This window comes from Agrobacterium salinitolerans, from assembly GCF_027498475.1.
GTDB classification, from domain to species: Bacteria; Pseudomonadota; Alphaproteobacteria; order Rhizobiales; family Rhizobiaceae; genus Agrobacterium; species Agrobacterium salinitolerans.
Genome location: NZ_JAPZLN010000001.1, coordinates 166644 through 185442, shown reverse-complemented (window position 1 = coordinate 185442; position 18799 = coordinate 166644). Strand labels below are relative to the sequence as shown.

The following is an 18799-nucleotide window of genomic DNA, read 5'->3' as shown; positions in this document are numbered from 1 at the left end:
TCAGCAAAATTGATAAGTGAGACTTAGCAATTGGGGGTGCCATGGCGTCGTCTCTGCATGTTCTTCTCGAAAAGATAATCAAGATCGGTGATCTCACCGTCAACAGCCCGGGCGGCAGTCGCACATTTGGCGACGGCACGGGAAAAAAAGTGGTTCTGAATTTTACTGACGAAGCCGCCATGCAGGAGATTGCCGCCGATCCGGCGCTCAAGCTCGCTGAAATGTACATGGAAGGCCGGGCGCAGGTCACGGAAGGCGACATCTACGATTTCCTGGCGCTGGTGAAGGGTAATACGCTGAGCGAAGCGCTGTCCTTCGGCATGATCTGGCGCGGCATGGCCCGCATCATCGCCGCCCGCATCAAGATGCATCTGCCGGTCAATCACAACAAGAGCAATGTCGCCCATCACTATGATCTGAGCGCCAAGCTGTTCGATCTCTTCCTCGATGAGGACTGGCAATATTCCTGCGCCTATTTTAATCCGCCAGGCATCAGCCTTTATGAGGCACAGGTCGCCAAGAAACGCCACATCGCCGCCAAGCTGATGACCGATCCGGGCCAGAGCGTGCTGGAAATTGGCTCCGGCTGGGGTGGCATGGCGATGTATATCGCCGAAAGTGCCGGTGCCGATGTGACGGGCATCACGCTCAGCGAAGAACAGCTGCGCGTCTCGCGTGACCGGGCGGCAAAACGCGGGCTTGCAGGCAATGTCCGCTTTGAATTGCAGGATTACCGTTATCTGCCGGCCTCGAAGAAATATGACCGCATCGTCTCCGTCGGCATGTTCGAACATGTCGGGCCGACCCATTACCGCGATTATTTCGACAAGGTGGCGGAGGTGCTTGATGACAAGGGTGTGATGGTGCTGCATTCCATCGGCCAGCCCAGCCCGGCGCTGGCGACCAATCCCTTTATCGAAAAATATATTTTCCCCGGTGGTTACATTCCCTCGCTCGCCGAGGTTCTGCCGGCGATCCAGAAGTCCGGGCTCTTGGTAAAAGATATCGAAATACTGCCCATGCATTACGCCCATACGCTTCGGCATTGGCGGGAACGTTTCGTGGCGCGAAAGGCAGAGGCGGTCGCGCTTTACGACGAACGGTTCTTCCGCATGTGGGAGTTTTATCTGGCGGGCTCGGAAATGGCTTTCACCCACGAAAACTTCCATATTTTCCAGATCCAGCTTGCCAAGGACCGCGATGCCGTGCCGCATAATCGCGATTACATCGCGCAGAACGAGGCAAGGCTGCTGGAGTTTGAAAAGACCCGGGCACCACTGGAGACGGTGACGTTCTGACGACGGCGGACGAACGCTTCCGCACTCGCGGCGTCATCCTCGCGCTTGTCCCACTGCTGTCCAGAGATTTAAACCGGACAGCAGTGGGACAGGCCCGAGCATCACAAAGGATAGGTTTGGCGCCCTGTCGCGCGCCTCGCAGTGGTGTTCTGCTTCTCCCCACGCTGGTTAATGGAATGGAAAGACAATCCCTCTAATTCTACGGGCACCTGTCTGTATTGCGTTTCTGGGGTTGTTTCATGTTCAAGCCATCAGCGGCCATTGCCGCCTGTGTCGTGTCGCTTTTTGCCGTGGGTAATGCCCATGCTGAAGGCTGGTTTTCCGGCGACTGGTATCTGAAGCTCGGCGGCGCGGGTTTCACCGCACCGAAATATCAGGGCGACAACAAGAATGAATTCGGCTTCTCGCCGATCATTTCGCTCGGCCGTCAGGGGCAGGGTGCGCGTTTCACCTCGCGCAACGACAGCGCCTCGATTTCGCTTCTGGACAATGGCCCGATCAGCATGGGTCTTGCTGGAAAGCTGGTGTCCCCGCGCGACGAGGGCGACTCGTCCGATCTTAAGGGCATGACCCGCATCAAGCGCGGCGGCGAGCTTGGCGGTTTCGCCGAGGCCTATCCGACCGACTGGCTGCGCGTTCGCGGCGAAGTCCGTCAGGGTATTCGCAGCCATAGCGGCGTTGTCGGCGACGTTGCCGTCGATGCCTTCACCGACATCGCCCCCGGCATCCAGATTTCCGCCGGTCCGCGTGCGACATGGGTGAGCAGCAAATATAATGAGCGTTATTACGGCGTAAGCGCAGCCCAGACGGCTGCCGGCGCGCCATCGCCCTACAGCCCCGGGGGCGGCCTGCATTCGGCCGGCGTTGGCGCAGCCATCACCTGGAAGGTCACCGAAAACGCCGAAGTCGGTTCGTTTGCGGAATATCGCCGCCTGACCGGTGACGCCGCCGACAGTTCGCTGGTGCGCGAACGCGGTTCGAAGAACCAGTTCATCGTCGGTGTTCAGGCCAGCTACAAATTCAATTTCTCGCTGCCCTGAGGGGCGGACAATAAGGTCTTGCAAAGCCCCGTTGCCAAGCCGCAGCGGGGCTTTTTCGCATGCGGGGCCGATGCTGAAATCCATTCCGATTTTTTTGCCAATGCTGTAGAACCATCCCATGGTTCACCACAGCGATTTGTCAGACCGCGTTTCCGACGCGCCATCCAACAACTGGGTCTATCGGATTTTGCCGAGGCCCCTCTGGCCCTATGCGCAGCTGGCGCGGTGGGATCGTCCCATTGGCTGGCAATTGCTGATGTGGCCGTGTTTCTGGGCCGCAGCCCTCGCGGCCAATGCGGCGGTGGCGAGTGGCGGCTTTTCCTGGGTCACGCTGATCTGGCATCTCGTGTTGTTCTTCATCGGATCGGTGGCAATGCGCGGCGCGGGCTGCACCTATAATGATCTTGCCGACCACAAGATCGACATGGCCGTGGCGCGCACCCGCTCGCGACCGCTGCCATCGGGCCGGGTCAGCCGCGGCCAGGCCAAGCTCTTCATCATGCTGCAGGCGCTTGCCGGGCTTGTCGTGCTTTTGCAGTTCAACGGCTTCGCAATCGTCACCGGCATAGCCTCGCTGGTCTTTGTGGCGATCTATCCCTTCGCCAAGCGCTTCACCAACTGGCCGCAATTTTTCCTCGGGCTCGCCTTTTCCTGGGGTGCGCTGATGGGCTGGGCCGGGCAGTTCGGTTCGCTCGCCTGGCCGGCAGTTCTGCTTTATGTCGGCTCCATCGCCTGGACGATCGGTTATGATACAATCTACGCCCATCAGGACAAGGAAGACGATACCGCCGTGGGCATCGGCTCGACCGCTCTGCTGTTTGGAGAAAACACACATCGCTGGCTGGTTTTCCTTTATGGCACAGCCCTTGTCATGATTTTCCTGTCCTTCTGGATGGCGGGCGTTAACATCATTGCCTATAGCGGCCTCGCCGCTGCGGCCATCATGCTGTTCCGGCAGGTCTGGGTGCTCGATATCGACGACGTCGACCAATGCCTGGTGCTGTTCAAATCCAACAACCGCGTCGGTGTGATGATTTTCGCGGGTCTCATCCTGCCGCTTCTGCTTGCCTGAAATCACCGGAATGGAAGACGCCAAAAAGCCCGGCCGCATTGTGCGCGCCGGGCTTTTGATTTGTTTTTGCTGACTTTTATCAGCTGCGGGCGATGATTTCCTTGCCCTCGATCTTCATGCTCATGCCCAGCGAACCGGTGGAGCGGCGAACGAGGAAGCGCGGACGGCGATCCGCGAAATAGGAATGGCGGCGCCGCGGACGGGTATTCTGGGTGCGCACCTTGCCGAGATGTTCTTCCAACGGACGGGCAACGCCATCGGCCTCCACCATCAGCATGGGAATGCGGTAGGCCTCGGACCAGCTGCGCCAGTCGGCGGCGATGTCGCAGAGATCGTGGGCGACGAGAAGCGGAACGCAGAGGTCCGGATCGTCATGGTGAAGTTCCAGCGTCACGGTGACCTGTCCATCGCCATGGTCGATAGCGCGGGCGGCGACACCCTTGAAGGCGCGGGCTGGCAAAGCGAAGGACAAAGGCAGGCCGGAAGAGGAGAGAACCTTTCTCAGAACGGCGCCCCGTTCATCGAGAGTGACGGCAACATCGGTCGCGCCATTGCCTTTTCCATAGGTGACCTGTTGCGGAAAACGTGCCGGGTCTAACCTGAGAGTGGCGACGGCCCAGTCGGGCTTCAGAACGGTCTTGGTCATGTTTAATCTACCCTTGTTTTACCTGAGAGCCGGTTTCCGGTCTTCTCATCGGGACTTTTCATCCTCTGATGTCAGGAGATTATCCGCCGCCTGTTCGAGACTGCTTAAAAATCGCGGTTAAGAAAACTTTGCATTCCCAGATGGTTAGCAAAACCCACTGTGGCATGGTTTCGCGTAGGTAAAAGAGATCGAGACAATGCGATTTTTATGCCCGCCGAAAATGTGCTCTTTCAAGCTACGGGCAAGGCGCGTCACGCATAGTCGCGCCAAGGCTTGCCGTGCGCCCGGATGGGACGTGCGAGGGGTGGATTTAAAACCGGAGCTTTTGGTGCCCTAAGGGATGCACTGCGCTCCAGGGGGCATTCGGATGGTATCGACTTTTCTCAGCTACGACCTCATCAACCGCGATATGAAGACGAGCATTTCGCGCGTGTCGCAGCAGGGACTCGTGGAGCGGCAGACGAAATATTACAAGGAAAACATCGGCAATGTGAAAAGCGTCGATGAGTTCCTCGATAATTACCAGCTCTATTCCTATGCCATGGATGCCTTCGGTCTCGGCGAGATGACCTATGCCAAGGCCTTCATGAAAAAGGTGCTCGATAGCGACCTGAATGATCAGAACAGCTTCGCGAACAAGCTGACCGACGAGCGTTATCGGGAATTTGCTGCCGCCTTCAATTTCAGCTCTTCGACGAAGACCGTGCAGACGGACGCGCAGCTCGACAAGATGATCGGGCTTTATGATACGTCGATCACCAATCTGAACGACAGCCTTGCGGAAGAGACGCGTTATTACAAGGCAATCATCGGCACGGTCACCAATGCCGATCAGCTGCTTCGCAACGACCGCACCCGCGCCTATATCTTCCAGGTCTTCGGCATTGATGAGAAGACCTATTCCTATGCCCACATCAAGGGCTTGATGACGAGCGACGTTTCCGATCCGGACAGCTACATCAACCAGAAATTCGGCGCGGCCTATAATGACGCGGTCGAAAAGCTGGCGATGAAGGGCAATATCGAACTGCACGGGCAGGTCACCGCGCGTATCACGGCAATCGATACCGAACTTGCCGGGACCGGCCTGACGGCTGATGAGCGCTCCAAACTCGAGGCGGAGAAGGTGACGCGTCAGGACCAGCTGACCCAGCTGGAGGCCGTTCTGCCGCCGCAGGATCAGTGGGAGGCAAAGCTCGCGGCAATCAAGGCGGAACAGACGACGCTGTCGAACACCGTCAACCAATATAACAAGATGGCGCAACTGGCCAATGCCTTCGAATTCGGGAATGACGGTACGGTCGTCGCCGGCGGGGCAATGACAGCCGAAAATCTGAAAGCCGTCACGGACTCCTATATCGGCAGCGCGCCGCGTGTGACGCCGACCGTCGCGACGCTGAATCGGGATTATTTCGAATCCAAGATTGGGTCCATCACGACGGTAGAGGAACTGGTGTCGGATGCGCGGCTTCTCAATTACATCAGAACGGCCTTCGACCTGAACGACCTGACCATCGTGCCAGCGACGATCAAGAACATCCTCACCAGCGATCTCAGCGATCCGAACAATTACATCGCGACCCTGGGCAGGAACGACAAACGTTACCTCGCCCTGAAAAACGCATTCAATTTTCTCCCCGATGGGACGCTCGCGGCCGGCGCGACGCCGCAGACAACAACACAGACCGCGACGACCACCGGCGGTTACATGACACATTACAACGATGCGGACGAGGCAGCTGACGCAAAGGCGCTCACGCTGTTCAAGAGTAGTATTGGCAATGTTAGAAGCGTCAATGATTTTCTTGGAACCAATGCCGTCTATACCTATGCGCTGAAAGCCGTCGGTCTCGATCCTGCCAAGGTGAACATCTCCGATATCAAGAAGGTGCTGACCAGCGACCTTCAGGACAAGAAGAGCTACGTTTATACGCTGAAGGACGACCGGTATGTAAAGCTTGCCGAACTCTTCAACTTCGCCAAGGACGGTTCGGTCGGCACACCCATTCTGGCGCAGTCCGAAATCGAGCTGCAGACCATGTCAGCCGACTACATCAAGAAGAAATCGGCTTTCGGCACCGACAAGGACAAGGAAGCGGCAACGACCGAGGCAAAATATTTCTCGGGCGAGATGCAGAAGATCAAGACGCTGAGTGAATTCCTCGCCAATGATCGCCTGACCAAATTCGCGATGGAATCGCTCGGTATCGATCCCAAAAGCGTGACCAAGGAACAGCTGCAGAAAATCTTCACGTCCGACCTCGATGACAAGAACAGCTACGTCAACAAGGAGATGGACCCGGTCTTCCGCCGCCTCGTCACCGCATTCAATTTCGACAAGGAGGGCAAACTCCTTCATGAAGACCGCAGCCTGATCCAGACACGGCGCGGACTTTATGAAACGCTCGACAATTATCTGACCCAGACGCTGGAAACGCAGGCGGGTGAAGAAAACGCCGGTGTGCGACTGGCGCTCTATTTCAAGCGCATGGCGGCGGGGACGACGTCCTATTATTCGATCCTTGCCGATACTGCGATCCAGAACTTCATCAAGACCACCTTCGGCATTCCCGATGAACTCGGCAATGCGGGCGTCGATACCCAGGTGGCGATGATGAAGAAATATTTCGACATCAAGGATTTTCAGGATCCGGATAAGGTCAAGAAGCTGATCGCCCGCTTCACCATCATGTACGACAACCAGCAGAACGTCGCCGATCCCATCATGACGCTGTTCAACGGCAGCGGCTCGGCGGGTATCAGCGGCGACACGCTGCTGGCGGTCGCAACGTTGCGAGCACGGTAGGTGAGAAAGGCCGGGTTTGCCCGGCCTTCAAGAGAGTCACCATCCCGGCAGCATATGCCCGGCGCGCAGGCGCGGCATCTTGGGGAACGTCTTCACGTCGCTATCCATCTCGTCAACCACGGCCATCGGTGAGATGTTGTCGAGGCAGGCTGTGATGTGGTCTGTAATGGCATTCACCAGTGACGGTGAGAGGCCCGGCCTTTTCATCAGGCCGATCTGCACTGGCGGCAGGGGCGGGAAACCGTCGGCGGCGGTCAGAACCTTCATGCCGGTGCGCAGCGCCGATTCAGGCAGGACCGAGACGGCCATGCCGGCCAGCACGGCGGCGGCGACGACGGTCGAGGACCAGCTCGTGAACAGCACCTGATAGTCCCGCCCATCGGCATCGAGCGCCGAACAGGCAAGCTGACGCCAGTGGCAGTCGCGCCGCCCGACGGCGAGCGGCACGGGTGCATCGTCCTTCAGCGGGTGGTTGGCGGAGGCGACCCAGCAGAGCGGTTCGGTGCGCACCACATCGGAGGAACGGGCGCGCGGATTATGGGTAACAAGCGCGATATCGAGATCGCCGCGGTTCATTTTTTCGGCAAGGCTGGCTGAGGGTTCGCAGACGATATAAAGCTCGACATTCGGGTGGGTCTTTGCGAAGCGCCCGATGATTTCAGGCATGTAGCGGTCGGCGTAATCGTCAGGGGTGCCGATGCGTAGCGTGCCTTCCAGCCGGTTGTCGTCGAAGGCGGCGATCGCCTCATTATTCAGACGGATGATACGCCGGGCGTAATTCATCAGTTTTTCACCCTCCGCCGTCAGACGGTTGCCACGCCCGTCCTTGGCGAAAAGCTGCTTGCCGATGCGCTCTTCCAGCCGCCGCATCTGCATGGAGACGGCGGATTGCGTCTTGAAAACGCGGTCAGCGGCTTTGGTAAAGCTGCCCGTATCGACGATGGCGATGAAGGTATGCAGCTGGTCTATGTCGAGAGGTGCGGACATGGATAGTGATCCATCAGAATGATTGATGTCTCACATTAGAAACATTCGTTGGACTGATCAATAGTCTTGCGACATTTTGACACCAAGCAAATCAGGATCAACCCGGGCCGACGGGATGTCGGGCCCTAACCCAAGGCAGCTTCTCGCGCGTGGTGCGTCGGGGGCGGTGCCGCCTCGTGCCGTTACGAAAGGATAAGTATCATGCGCACGGCAGAACGGAGAATGGAACTGGAACTTGTAACCGCACGGCCGGGGGACGCCTGGCGTCGCGCCGCTGTGCTGGGTGTTTCCGGCGTTAAAACCTTCGTGCAGCGCATCTACAATCGTATCGTGGCCAATGGTCTCACGGAACTTGATGACCGTCTTCTTGCCGATATCGGTCTGGCGCGGTCGGATGTCAGCGATGCTCTCAATACCGGCCTGTTGGAAGATCCGACGGCACATCTCACCCGGGCCGCGCGCAAACGTGCGGTCACGCGCTTCAAGACGCTTTGAAATTCCGCCTCCGGCAGACCTCCAGCTGCCGGACGTGGCTTCCAGCCGCAAGGTTTTCCCCGCAGGGTGATTTGCCAATAGCCCTGCCTTTGCCCGGTGTCAGGCCCCCTCGGCCGCGCCGGGCTTTTTTAATTGTGGTGCAGCTTCAGCACCAATACCTCAATATTGATATTCTTCGAAGACGGGTAGCACCGAGCCGCCCCAGCGGCCGTGATAAAGCGCAAGCAGGTCTTCCGCGAGCGTGGTCTTCTTGGCCAGCACCTCGTCCAGCGACGAGAGGAACACGGTCTCGTCCTGACCTTCGCCATTCAGCCGCTTGCGGTTTTTGAGGCCGGTGCGGGAAATGTCGAGAACCTCGCGGGCAATGCCGAGAAGCGGCTTGCCGGAAATCTCGGCATTGAGCCCCTTGGCCGGCACAGCGTTGCGAAGCGCGATCACCTCATCGAAGCTCCAGCCGGCGGTCAGCGCATCGGCAGCGGTCAACGCCTCGTCATCGTAAAGAAGACCGACCCAGAAAGCGGGAAGGGCGCAGATGCGTCTCCACGGGCCGCCATCCGCACCGCGCATTTCGAGGAAACGCTTCAGGCGGACATCGGGGAAAAGCGTGGAGAGGTGGTTCGTCCAGTCGCCCATGGTCGGCTCCCATGCGGCGATTTCGCCCTTCAGAGCCCCATTCATGAACTGACGGAAGGTGACATGGGTGCAATCGTGATATTTGCCGTCGCGCACGATGAAATACATCGGCACATCAAGCGCCCATTCGACATAATCCTTGAAGCCGAAATCATCGTTGAAGGTGAAGGGCAGCACGCCCGCGCGGCGATTGTCGGTGTCGCGCCAGATATCGCCGCGCCAGGAAAGAAGACCGTTCGGCTTGCCCTCGGTAAAGGGCGACGAGGCAAAAAGCGCGGTTGCCAGCGATTGCAGCTTCATGGAAACGCGCATCTTCCGGCGCATGTCCGCTTCAGAGGAGAAGTCGAGATTAACCTGAATGGTGCAGGTGCGGTACATCATGTCGAGACCCTTGGTCCCGACCTTCGGCATATAGCGCGTCATGATCGCGTAGCGCGATTTCGGCATGCGCGGCGTCTCGTCATAGCTCCACAGCGGGCTGCCGCCGATGCCGAGGAAACGGATGTCCATGGGCTCGGCTACTTCGCGCAGCATCGCCAGATGCTGGTTGGATTCCTTGCACGTCTGGTGCAGGTTTTCGAGCGGCGCGCCCGATAGCTCGAACTGGCCGCCCGGCTCGATGGAGATGGCGCCCATGCCGTGCTGCTCGCCAAGGCCGATGATGTTCCCGGCGTCCATGATCGGCTCCCAGCCGAGCTTTTCCTGCATGCCCTTCAAGAGCGCGGAAATGCTGGCCTCGCCGAAATAGGGGACGGGACTGTTATCCTCTCGGAAAAACGCGAATTTTTCGTGCTCGGTGCCGATGCGGAAGTCGGCTTCAGCTTTGCAACCGCCCGCCAGATAGTCTGTAAGCTCCGTGACGGAGGAGAGGGGGGTCTGGTCGGTCGTGTCGCGTGCCATGGCTTACCTTGTTATGACGTCTCTGTTGCGGCGAGGCATATGATTGGCAGATAGGGCCGGATCGTATCCGCTGGCAAATGAATTTCTTTTAAAGATGCATGAAGCGCAACGGGGCCGTTCAATTCCAGTCGCCGATCGCCGCCTGAATGACCGCGAGCGCGGCGACGGCGGCCGTATCGGCCCTCAGGATGCGCGGCCCGAGCGGAATGGGGGTAACGAAGGCAAGGCCGCGCAGAAGCTCCCTTTCTTCCTCGGAAAATCCGCCTTCCGGACCGACCAGCAGGGCAAGTTTGCGCTCCGTCACGGCTTGCAGGATCGGCAGCGGATTTTGCCCCGCATCGCCTTCGTCGCAATAGACGATGCGCCGGTCGTGGGGCCAGGTCTCGAGCATGTCCTTCAGTTTCACCGGCTCGGCTACCTCGGGAAGGGACAGTATGCCGCACTGCTCGGCGGCTTCGATAGCGTTGGCGCGCAGTTTTTCGGTATTGTGGATCTTGCCCTGAACATGCTGCGTCATCACCGGCTGCAACAGCCCGGCGCCCATCTCCACCGCCTTCTGCACCAGATAATCCATGCGCCCGGTTTTCAGCGGCGCGAAAAGATAATGCAGGTCCGGGGCGTTCGGCTGGGGCCGTGTCTGCTCGATGGGGACGAGAACGATCTTCTTGCGGCTCGGAAACGCGAGTTTCGCTTTCCATTCGCCATCGCGACCGTTGAACAAAAGGATTTCCGCACCGTCGGTCATGCGCAGCACATTGGCGAGATAGTTGAATTGTTCGGCTGTTGCCTCCTGTGCGACGCCTTCGGCAAGGCTGGCTTCGATATAAAGGCGTTGCATCCGGAAATTTGCGCGCATGGGGTTCTGTTTCAGGTTCAGAGAAAGAGAGAGGACATGAGCCAGTAGAGCAGCGCCGCAAGCGTTGCACTGGAAGGAACGGTGACCAGCCAGGCGGCGATGATCGTCATGAAGTGGGAGCGGCGGACGAGATAACGGCGGCGTATCTCGGAAGGATTGTCGACATATCTTTCGGATCGGCGGGGCCTACCGTCACCAGCCTGAACAAGTTCCTGTCGCCGCCGCGACGATTGCGTGTACCATTCGCGGAAGAAACCAACGCCGAACACCGCGCCGATTGCCGTGTGGGTGGTGCTGACCGGCAGACCGAAGCGCGAGGCAATGAGCACGGTGAGCGCCGTGGCCACGGAAACGCAGAAGGCGCGCATCGGATTGAGCTTGGTGATCTGCTCGCCGACGAGGCGGATGAGGCGCGGGCCATAAAGAAGAATGCCGCAGGAAAGCCCGAAGGCGCCGACCAGCATTACCCATAGCGGCGCACGGGCGGATGTCTGCACCGCCTCGTCATGCAGGGCCCGCACGATGGCCACGACCGGACCGATGGCGTTCGAAACGTCATTCGCCCCATGAGCGAAGGACATCAGGCCGGCGGCGAGAACCAGCGGCCACTGGAACAGCGTCCGAAGCGACTGGTTGCGGTTTTCCAATCCCTCCGATTGTTTTCGGATGATCGGCACGCAGAGCCGCCAGACCACGAGCCCGGTCACAAGCCCCATGAGGCTGGCATGGCCAAGCGACACATGCATCAGCTGCCGCAATCCGACCCAGATGAGGTAGGCCATGAAGACGCCCGCCATCAAACCGATGAGAACCGGTACCCACAGCCGGGCGGCGGCGAGCTTGTCCTCGCGGTAAATGATGAATTCCTTGATGAAAGCAAGGATGGCGACGGCGATGATGGCGCTGATGAAGGGTGCCAGCACCCATGCGAAGGCGATGCTGCCGAGCGAAAGCCAGTCGACCGCCTTCGCTCCATAGGCCGCCATTCCAGCGCCCGCAACCCCGCCCACCACCGTATGGGTGGTGGAAATCGGCGCCCTTGTCCATGTCGAGACATTGACGAGAAGGCCGGCGGCGAGAAGCGCCGAGAGCATGGCCCATGAAAAGGCGGTCCTGTCGGGAATGGTGCCGATGTTGATGATGCCGCTGGAAATGGTCTCGACGACGTTGCCGCCAGTTATAAGCGCCCCGGCAATCTCGCAGATGGCGGCGATGATGAGGGCGGCGGCAAGCGGCATGGCCTTGGCGCCCACCGCCGGGCCGACATTGTTCGTAACGTCGTTCGCACCGATGTTGATCGCCATATACGCGCCGATGGCGACGGCGGCGATAATTATGACCGAACCCGCGGTGCCGGTGACGAAGACGTCGGCGAAGATGGCCGCCAGAACAACGAACATGAACCCTGCGCCAAGGCCGGCGAGCTGCTGCGTGACGTGCAGCGTCGCTTCCTCGACACGGGTAATCTTGTCGAGATCCTTATCGAGCGTTTGTTTCATGTTCAATGGCGGCTTGATTGCCATTCACACCTCGTTTGCCAGCATTCCCTTTCGTCCGGCAGCGTCGCAGGTTGAAGGCAATTTTACAGAAAGACTGTTACATCTCGCACATCTTTCCAAAAGGAAAGACGATAAAGGCCAGGTTGGAAAAACAAACTGCTCATTGCCATGTCAAGGGCGGTCGCACTATTTCGAATGCGTCATCCGCTTGTCGAAAGCGAGCATCAGTGCTTTCAGTTCCGGCTCGTTGACACGTTTTCCCGCCTCCTGGGGGCTGACCCATTCCAGCCGCCTCGATTCCTTCTCGGGAAAGCTTTCCTGCATCTCCGAGACTTCGAGCAGATGCACCTGAACCCTGCACGGCACATTGACGCCGCTGTTCAGCTTTTTCTCATATTCGTAATAACCGAAAGGCGCCTTTTCCACCGTGCCTTTGACGCCGGCTTCCTCATAGGCTTCCTGCTCGGCCACGGCATGGGCCTTCTTGTTGGCCATAGGCCAGCCCTTGGGAATGACCCAACGTCCCGTATCCCGGCTGGTCAGCAGCAACACTTCCGGTCCCGGATTCTTCTTGGACAATCGATAGCACAGTGCCGCATATTGCTGTCGCGGCGGTCTGCGCAACATCAAGCCAACATCTGTCGCCAATCGATTCAAAATCTTCAATCCGAATAGGTCCTTCTTTGCCCGCTAATGATAATTGCTAATATAGATACTCCGTAAATTCCGCCAATCCCTCATCACCCATAACCCACTACTGTCTTCATGCTGATGAAGCCTGCAGGCCCGGAAAAAATACGGAAGATGTGCGAACAGGGCTTCGACCGGGCAGCTTCCCGGGCAAACAGCCGATTGCGGCAATCGCGGTTTTGTCTGCTTTCAGGTCCTGAAACGCAAAACCGCTATGAATAATTGCCGATATTGCGCCTGTCGGGATTTAATCCCCAATGTCGGAGACCTTCGATCACGCCATCGGCTTCCGTCGCACGCGCCTGGAAGAAGCGATTGCCGCGGCCCGCCAGTGAGACAAGCTCCGGCAATGCATTGCCCACGATCACGCCGCGAATATCATTCAGTTCGAACATCGCCCGATCATTGCCAGTATCGCCCGCGACCGCTGATTCGTCGAGGCCGATGCGCAATTGTCCACATAACCATGCAAGCGCCGCACCCTTGTCAGCGGCCTTTGGCAATATGTCGAGATCGCGGTCGCTGGAATAGACGATGCGGGCATCGATATCGGCCGCCACAAGCGCTGCTTCGATCTCGCCAAGCGCCGCATCATCAGCGCCATGCAGGAACCAGCTGGATTTCAGGCCGTGCTGATAGCGCTCCTCCTGCATCGTCACGCCAGGCACGCCGGCCATCACGTCGATGATCCTCTGCGGATCGAAACCGGTGCCGAGAGAGGTTTTATAGGCGCTTTCGAGCTCGCCACGCTCTTTCGCGTGCAGCATGGTGCCGACGCCGCCGATGATATAGTCGGGCTGCGGCAGTGGCACCTCTTCGAGCAGCGCAAGCTGGTCGTCGATCAGCCTGCCGCTGTTGAAAACCAGAAGGGGACGTTGACCGTTCGGCAACGAATACCAGAAATCGCGGAACCGGCGCGTGGCGTCGTTATCGCCGACGACGGTTCCGTCGAGATCTGTGGAAAAAAGGCGAAGCGGTCTCAATCGCCATCATTCCATGGTTCGGCCCAATCGGCTTCTTCCAGAACCGGCATCATGGTCCTGCCTTCCACAAGGGCGAGAAGCTGCTGGGCGATGCCGGTCCATGTGAACAGGCTGCGCGCCTTATGCGCCCCCATGCGGGAGAGCCGCCCGTAAAGCCGCTCATGTTTGAACGGCTTCATCATGGTGATGCCAAGGTCTTCCTTGTCGAAAGGATCGGCAAACAGCGCATGGCGGCCATAGCTGATGGCCCGGAACAATCCGCCATGGGTGGTGACGACGGTGGGCGTACCGCTCGCCATCGCCTCGATCGCCGTCATGCCAAAGGGTTCATAACGGCTTGAGAGCACGAAGAGATCGGCGGCGCGATAAATGTCCGGCAGGTCCTCATCCGTGACGTAGCCGGAAAAGGCCACCTTGTCTTCGAGACCGAGCGCTCTCACCCGCTCCTTCAGCTGGTTGAGGATCGTGGTTTCCTGCTCGTCCATATTCTCGCCGCCGACCGCCAGATGCAGCCGGGCTTCCGGTTCTCGCTCGGCAAGAACGGAGAAACCGTCGATCAGCAGGTCGTAACCCTTGTTGGTGGCGAGGCGTCCAAGCGCCAGCACCGTCTTGCCCTCGAAACCGAAGCGCTGGCGGATCATCTGCCGCGTCGCATCGGAAACTGGGAAGAAACGGTTGTCATCATAACCCGGCGGGATCATGTGGATGTGCTTGCGCTTCAGGCCATAATCCTCGATCAGAACATCGAGCTGCACCGGCGTCGTGGCGATTACCATGTCGCAGCTGCGATAGATGATCAGCTCGTGCTGGATACGTTCCCTGAAGTTGAATTCCAGTTCGAACGTATCGGCCTTTTCCGGATAATCGGTCTCCATCTGGCGCTTTTTCCAGATGCCGAGCGAATGCGGCGTGTGCAGATGCGGGATTTTCAGCGCTTCGGAGAGCCGCTGCCCCGCCACACCAGCATCCCAGTAATGGCTGTTGATGAAAGAATAATTCAGGTCGTTCTTCTTGATGAAACGCAACGCATTTTCGCACCACTCCATCAGGTGGCGGTGCAGGTATTCCTTGGGAATGAAATCGCGGCCGCCGCAGGGAATGCGCACCACGCGGACGCGCTCGTCCACCTCATCAAATTCCGGCTGGTCTTCAAAACGGCGGGTGTAAAGATCGACAGTATAACCGAGCTGTCCGAGTTTGCGTGCAAGCTCAAGCACATAAACAACCTGCCCCCCGGTGTCCGCCGCGCCGAGTGGCGGGTGCGCGGCGACATAGCCATGCGTCGATATGAGAGCTATCCGCGGATAGCGTTCAGTTTCGCTCGTGGTCGTCATGGGTCCCATCTTGGTAAATTTTTCCAATTAACCCGATAAAAAGACCGAAGGGCACAAAAGGTTCCATCAAAAACTGAAAAAAGATGCCGTATTTTGCCGGATAGTGTTTTCAACCGCTGCGCTGCTGCTGCCTCAGACGCGAAATTCGGTCCCATTCCCGCGCCTGGTGGGCCTTGGATGTCGTCTCCACGATGAAGTCGATATGGGTCTCCGCCGCCGCCCTTGCCGCTGCCGGGTCGCCGGCGGCGATCGCATCGTGAATTGCGATATGCTGTCTCAGCACCTCATCATGGGCGCTGGACACGGTGAAGATGAGATGGCGATTATAAAAGATGTCGTCGCTCAGAAGCCGGTAGCAGGACCGTAACGTGTGCATCAGCACGATATTATGCGCCGCCTCGCCGATGGCGTTGTGAAACTCTACATCGCCCGCAAGCTCCTCTTCGAAACGGCCCGCCTCATGCGCTTCCCGCATTCTGTCTACGATGGCGGCAAGGTTGCGCCTGTCCGGTTCCGTCGCCCGCTGTGCGGCAAGTTCGGCGGTCATGCCTTCGATATAGCGGCGATATTCGAGGAAATCCCGCGTCGCCCGGCTGTGGCGGGTGATCAGCGCGCTCAAGGGATCGGAAAAGACCGGGCCGACAATATCGGCGACATAGGTGCCGCCGCCATGCCGGCTGGTAAGGAGGCCACGGGTCTCAAGCTCCTTCAGCGCTTCCCGCAGGATGGGCCGCGAGACATCGAGGCGTTGCGCCAGTTCGCGCTCGCCGGGCAGCCTGTCGCCGTCCCGCAATATGCCATCGAGGATCAGTTCCTCGAAACGCAAGATCACCTCCTGCGATGTGCGGCTGTGCTCGATGCGCGCAAAAAGCGTTTCGTCCATCGCAGAAGTCTCCGGCGAAATCCCGCCCCGTATTTCGATGGGGCAAATTATCAGCGAAGCAGCGCACTGGTCAAATATTCTATCCAGTTCCGCGCCTCATCCGCGCCATGCCTGCGGCAACACGGCATCTGCCTTTTCGAATTGGCTTTTGTTAAAGCAGCAGCAGGACAGGGCGACGAGGGCGGATTTTTCCGCCAGGTGGATCAAAACAATGACAGCGGCGTCGATTGCGGTGTTTTCATCGTGATCGATGTTTTAGAGTTTTTTCGCTTTTCTTCGAATCGCGAAAACATTCTAACTCTTTATTTTTGCGCATTTCCGGACGGAAAACCGGGGTCCACTTTTCCTGGAAATGCTCCAATGAAACCAGCGCAACAGGCGGGGACGATATTGCCATGGCCAAAGGTAGATTTGCTTTCGCAAGCGCGCCGGAAAGATCGCTGGCGCTCGGGGAGGTTCATGCGCGGCCGACGGTGCTTCTCGCACCCTCGCGCATCATCGTCCAGCTCGCCTTCATGATGGATGGCGGTTCCGCCGTGCATCACTCGGTCATCGCGGAAATGTCGCGCAGCCGAGGTGTTGCGCCGCCGGAGCGCGATGCCCGTCACCATGCCATGCCCTGGGGGCAGGGCACCTTGCGCTGGGAGCGGCATACCGAATTTTCGACCTGGTTCTGGGATGGCCCCGCGCCGGAAAAATTCGGCGGCGAGATTGCCGGCGATCCCTTCGGTGACGGCTTTTCGCCGCCCGGCTCGCTGATCTCTGGTGTGCGGCTTGAAATCCGCCCGGAAAATGGCGTGGCGTCTCAGGCGGAGACAATCTTCGAGCCGACCAGCCTCTGTCACAGTGACGTGCGTGACGGTCAGGCGGCGATCCTCACCGATTTCCGGCAGGATCGCGACGGGCTGACGCAGATATTGGTGATCGACCGGGGCCTCAGCGATTACAGCCGCGGTGCGCTGGTGCAGCGGCTGTTGGATATCGAGACCTATCGCACCCTTGCCATGCTCGGCCTGCCGATGGCGCAGACGCTGTCGCCGGAAATCCGCCGCATCGAGGACGGTTTGACGGGTATAACCCAGCGCATGAAAAACGGTGCGCGCGACGAGGCCGATGCGCTCTTGGCGGAAATGACCCGGCTTGCCGCGGAGCTGGAGGCCAATGCCGCGCTCAGCCTCTATCGTTTTGGCGCCAGCCGCGCCTATGACGGCATCGTGCGCGAACGCATCCGGGCGCTCGCCGAAACCCCGGTACAGGGCCATGAGACCATGGGTAGCTTTCTGGAACGGCGCATGGCGCCCGCCATGCGCACCTGCCAGTCGGTGGAGGAGCGGCAGGCCAACCTGTCGCGCAAGCTCTATCGCGCCACGGCGTTGGTTCGAAGCTGGATCGATGTGGAACTGGAACGGCAGAATACGGTGTTGCTGAACACCATGAACAAACGCGCCGCCATGCAGCTTCGCCTGCAGCAGACCGTGGAAGGCCTCTCGGTCGCCGCCATCTCCTATTATGTCGTCGGCCTTATCGGTTATCTCACCAAGGCAGTCAGCCATGACGTGCTGCCGGTCGACCCGACCGTCGTCACCGGCATTTCCGTTCCCTTCGCAGTGCTTGGCGTCTGGTGGGTGGTGCGCCGCATCCGCCGCTCCCATGCCGAGGGCGGGCATTGAAATCAGGATGTCAGCCCTGCTCCCAATAGGGTGAAGGCCCATAAAGCCCGGCGAGATAGTCGATGAACAGCCGCACCTTGGCAGGCAGGAACTGCCGGCTCGGATAAACCGCCGAGAGCGTGACGTTTCGCGATCCCTCATAACCCGGCAGAACCTGCACCAGCTTGCCGCTGCGCAATTCATGGCCGATATCCCAGGTGGAGCGCAGCGCAATGCCGAGCCCTGATATCACCGCCTCGCGGATCACCTCGCTGGAATTGGTGATAAGCATCCCCTCCGGGCGAATGCTCATCGCGCCGCTCGGTCCCTCCAGCCGCCAGACATCGTTATTATGGGCAGGCAGGCAGCGGTGCTTCTTCAAGTCCTCGATTGTTGTCGGCATACCGTGGGCAGCCACATAGTCCGCTGACGCGCAAAGCATGCGACGCACAGGCGCCAGCCTGCGAGCCACGAGGCTGGAGGAATTGAGATCGGCGATACGGATCGCCAGATCGTAACCACCCTCGATGATGTCGATGAATTCGTCGCTCAGCACCAGATTGACCGAAAGATCCGGATGCCGCTCCATGAAACCCTTCAGATGCGGCGCGATATGCATGCGCCCGAAGGAGGTCGGCGCGGAAACCTTCAGTGTGCCGTTGACCGTATTGGCGCGGCCGGACACGAAATCCTCGGCCTCCTCCAGCCCTTCCAGCACGGCAAGCACCCGCTCGTAAAAGCCCTGTCCCGCTTCGGTCAAAGAGATTTGCCGCGTGGTGCGCTGGAAAAGCCGTGCGCCCAGCTTTTCTTCCAGCCGCTTGATGCGCTTGGAAATGACGGCGGGCGAATAACCGAGCTCCCTTGCGGCCAACGACATGCTGCCGGAGGCGGCAACGCTTGCGAAGACTTCCAGATCGCCCAGATTCGTCATAGTTGCCCTCGATTGTTTCCAGAATGGAAAAAATCCATAACATTTGATTGCGTCGTTTCAAAGTGGTAAAGAAAGAATACCAGTTGGTAAGATGGCA

16 protein-coding genes are annotated in these 18799 nt (G+C 58.9%); 6 read left to right on the top strand and 10 right to left on the bottom strand.

The window, feature by feature from the left end:
- Positions 1-41 precede the first annotated feature (41 nt).
- From O9X91_RS00860 to ubiA, 3 genes are all read left to right on the top strand, one after another.
- A complete protein-coding gene (locus O9X91_RS00860; RefSeq protein ID WP_269833342.1) occupies positions 42-1298 on the top strand; it encodes a cyclopropane fatty acid synthase in 1257 nt (418 codons plus the stop codon).
- Positions 1299-1537: 239 nt separating this feature from the next.
- Entirely contained in the window at positions 1538-2338 is an 801-nt protein-coding gene (locus O9X91_RS00855) for a MipA/OmpV family protein (RefSeq protein ID WP_269826037.1), read from the top strand.
- Between the two features lie 118 nt (positions 2339-2456).
- A complete protein-coding gene (gene ubiA, locus O9X91_RS00850) occupies positions 2457-3410 on the top strand; it encodes a 4-hydroxybenzoate octaprenyltransferase (protein WP_269833341.1) in 954 nt (317 codons plus the stop codon).
- Between the two features lie 79 nt (positions 3411-3489).
- On the opposite strand, the gene O9X91_RS00845 is transcribed toward ubiA, so the two are convergent.
- Entirely contained in the window at positions 3490-4056 is a 567-nt protein-coding gene (locus O9X91_RS00845; RefSeq protein WP_046800659.1) for a DUF6101 family protein, read from the bottom strand.
- A 367-nt stretch (positions 4057-4423) separates the two neighbouring features.
- Between O9X91_RS00845 and O9X91_RS00840 the strand changes: the two genes are divergently transcribed.
- Entirely contained in the window at positions 4424-6862 is a 2439-nt protein-coding gene (locus tag O9X91_RS00840; RefSeq protein WP_077983336.1) for a DUF1217 domain-containing protein, read from the top strand.
- A 36-nt stretch (positions 6863-6898) separates the two neighbouring features.
- On the opposite strand, the gene O9X91_RS00835 is transcribed toward O9X91_RS00840, so the two are convergent.
- The gene (locus O9X91_RS00835) at positions 6899-7849 is read right to left on the bottom strand and encodes a LysR substrate-binding domain-containing protein (protein WP_077983334.1); all 951 of its coding nucleotides are present in this window, start codon (positions 7847-7849) and stop codon (positions 6899-6901) included.
- A 201-nt stretch (positions 7850-8050) separates the two neighbouring features.
- Here O9X91_RS00835 and O9X91_RS00830 point away from each other — a divergent pair, with 201 nt between their 5' ends.
- The gene (locus tag O9X91_RS00830; RefSeq protein ID WP_077983333.1) at positions 8051-8344 is read left to right on the top strand and encodes a YjiS-like domain-containing protein; all 294 of its coding nucleotides are present in this window, start codon (positions 8051-8053) and stop codon (positions 8342-8344) included.
- Positions 8345-8503: 159 nt separating this feature from the next.
- Here the strand turns inward: O9X91_RS00830 and O9X91_RS00825 are convergent, their stop codons facing one another.
- The 7 genes from O9X91_RS00825 to O9X91_RS00795 all read right to left on the bottom strand — a co-directional run bounded on the left by O9X91_RS00825 (position 8504) and on the right by O9X91_RS00795 (position 16122).
- Entirely contained in the window at positions 8504-9877 is a 1374-nt protein-coding gene (locus tag O9X91_RS00825) for a glutamate--cysteine ligase (protein WP_269833340.1), read from the bottom strand.
- A 118-nt stretch (positions 9878-9995) separates the two neighbouring features.
- Positions 9996-10733 carry a 16S rRNA (uracil(1498)-N(3))-methyltransferase gene (locus O9X91_RS00820; RefSeq protein ID WP_269826034.1) on the bottom strand — a complete coding sequence of 246 codons (738 nt, stop codon included), beginning with the start codon at positions 10731-10733 and terminating at the stop codon, positions 9996-9998.
- A 17-nt stretch (positions 10734-10750) separates the two neighbouring features.
- On the bottom strand, positions 10751-12256 hold the full coding sequence (locus O9X91_RS00815) for an inorganic phosphate transporter (protein WP_269834266.1): 1506 nt from the start codon (positions 12254-12256) through the stop codon (positions 10751-10753).
- Between the two features lie 162 nt (positions 12257-12418).
- Positions 12419-12859, bottom strand: a complete 441-nt coding sequence (locus tag O9X91_RS00810) for an NUDIX hydrolase (RefSeq protein ID WP_162520475.1) — start codon at positions 12857-12859, stop codon at positions 12419-12421.
- Between the two features lie 275 nt (positions 12860-13134).
- Entirely contained in the window at positions 13135-13905 is a 771-nt protein-coding gene (locus O9X91_RS00805) for an HAD-IIB family hydrolase (protein WP_142912805.1), read from the bottom strand.
- Positions 13902-15248, bottom strand: coding sequence for a glycosyltransferase family 4 protein (locus O9X91_RS00800; protein WP_162520476.1), 1347 nt, complete (start codon positions 15246-15248; stop codon positions 13902-13904). Before O9X91_RS00800 ends, O9X91_RS00805 begins: the two co-directional genes overlap by 4 nt.
- Positions 15249-15348: 100 nt before the next feature.
- Positions 15349-16122 carry a FadR/GntR family transcriptional regulator gene (locus O9X91_RS00795; protein WP_142912806.1) on the bottom strand — a complete coding sequence of 258 codons (774 nt, stop codon included), beginning with the start codon at positions 16120-16122 and terminating at the stop codon, positions 15349-15351.
- Positions 16123-16517: 395 nt separating this feature from the next.
- Here O9X91_RS00795 and O9X91_RS00790 point away from each other — a divergent pair, with 395 nt between their 5' ends.
- The gene (locus O9X91_RS00790) at positions 16518-17792 is read left to right on the top strand and encodes a DUF3422 family protein (protein WP_191217040.1); all 1275 of its coding nucleotides are present in this window, start codon (positions 16518-16520) and stop codon (positions 17790-17792) included.
- A gap of 10 nt (positions 17793-17802) precedes the next feature.
- Here O9X91_RS00790 and O9X91_RS00785 read toward each other — a convergent pair whose 3' ends face one another.
- The gene (locus O9X91_RS00785) at positions 17803-18702 is read right to left on the bottom strand and encodes a LysR family transcriptional regulator (RefSeq protein WP_077983323.1); all 900 of its coding nucleotides are present in this window, start codon (positions 18700-18702) and stop codon (positions 17803-17805) included.
- Between the last annotated feature and the right edge of the window lie 97 nt (positions 18703-18799).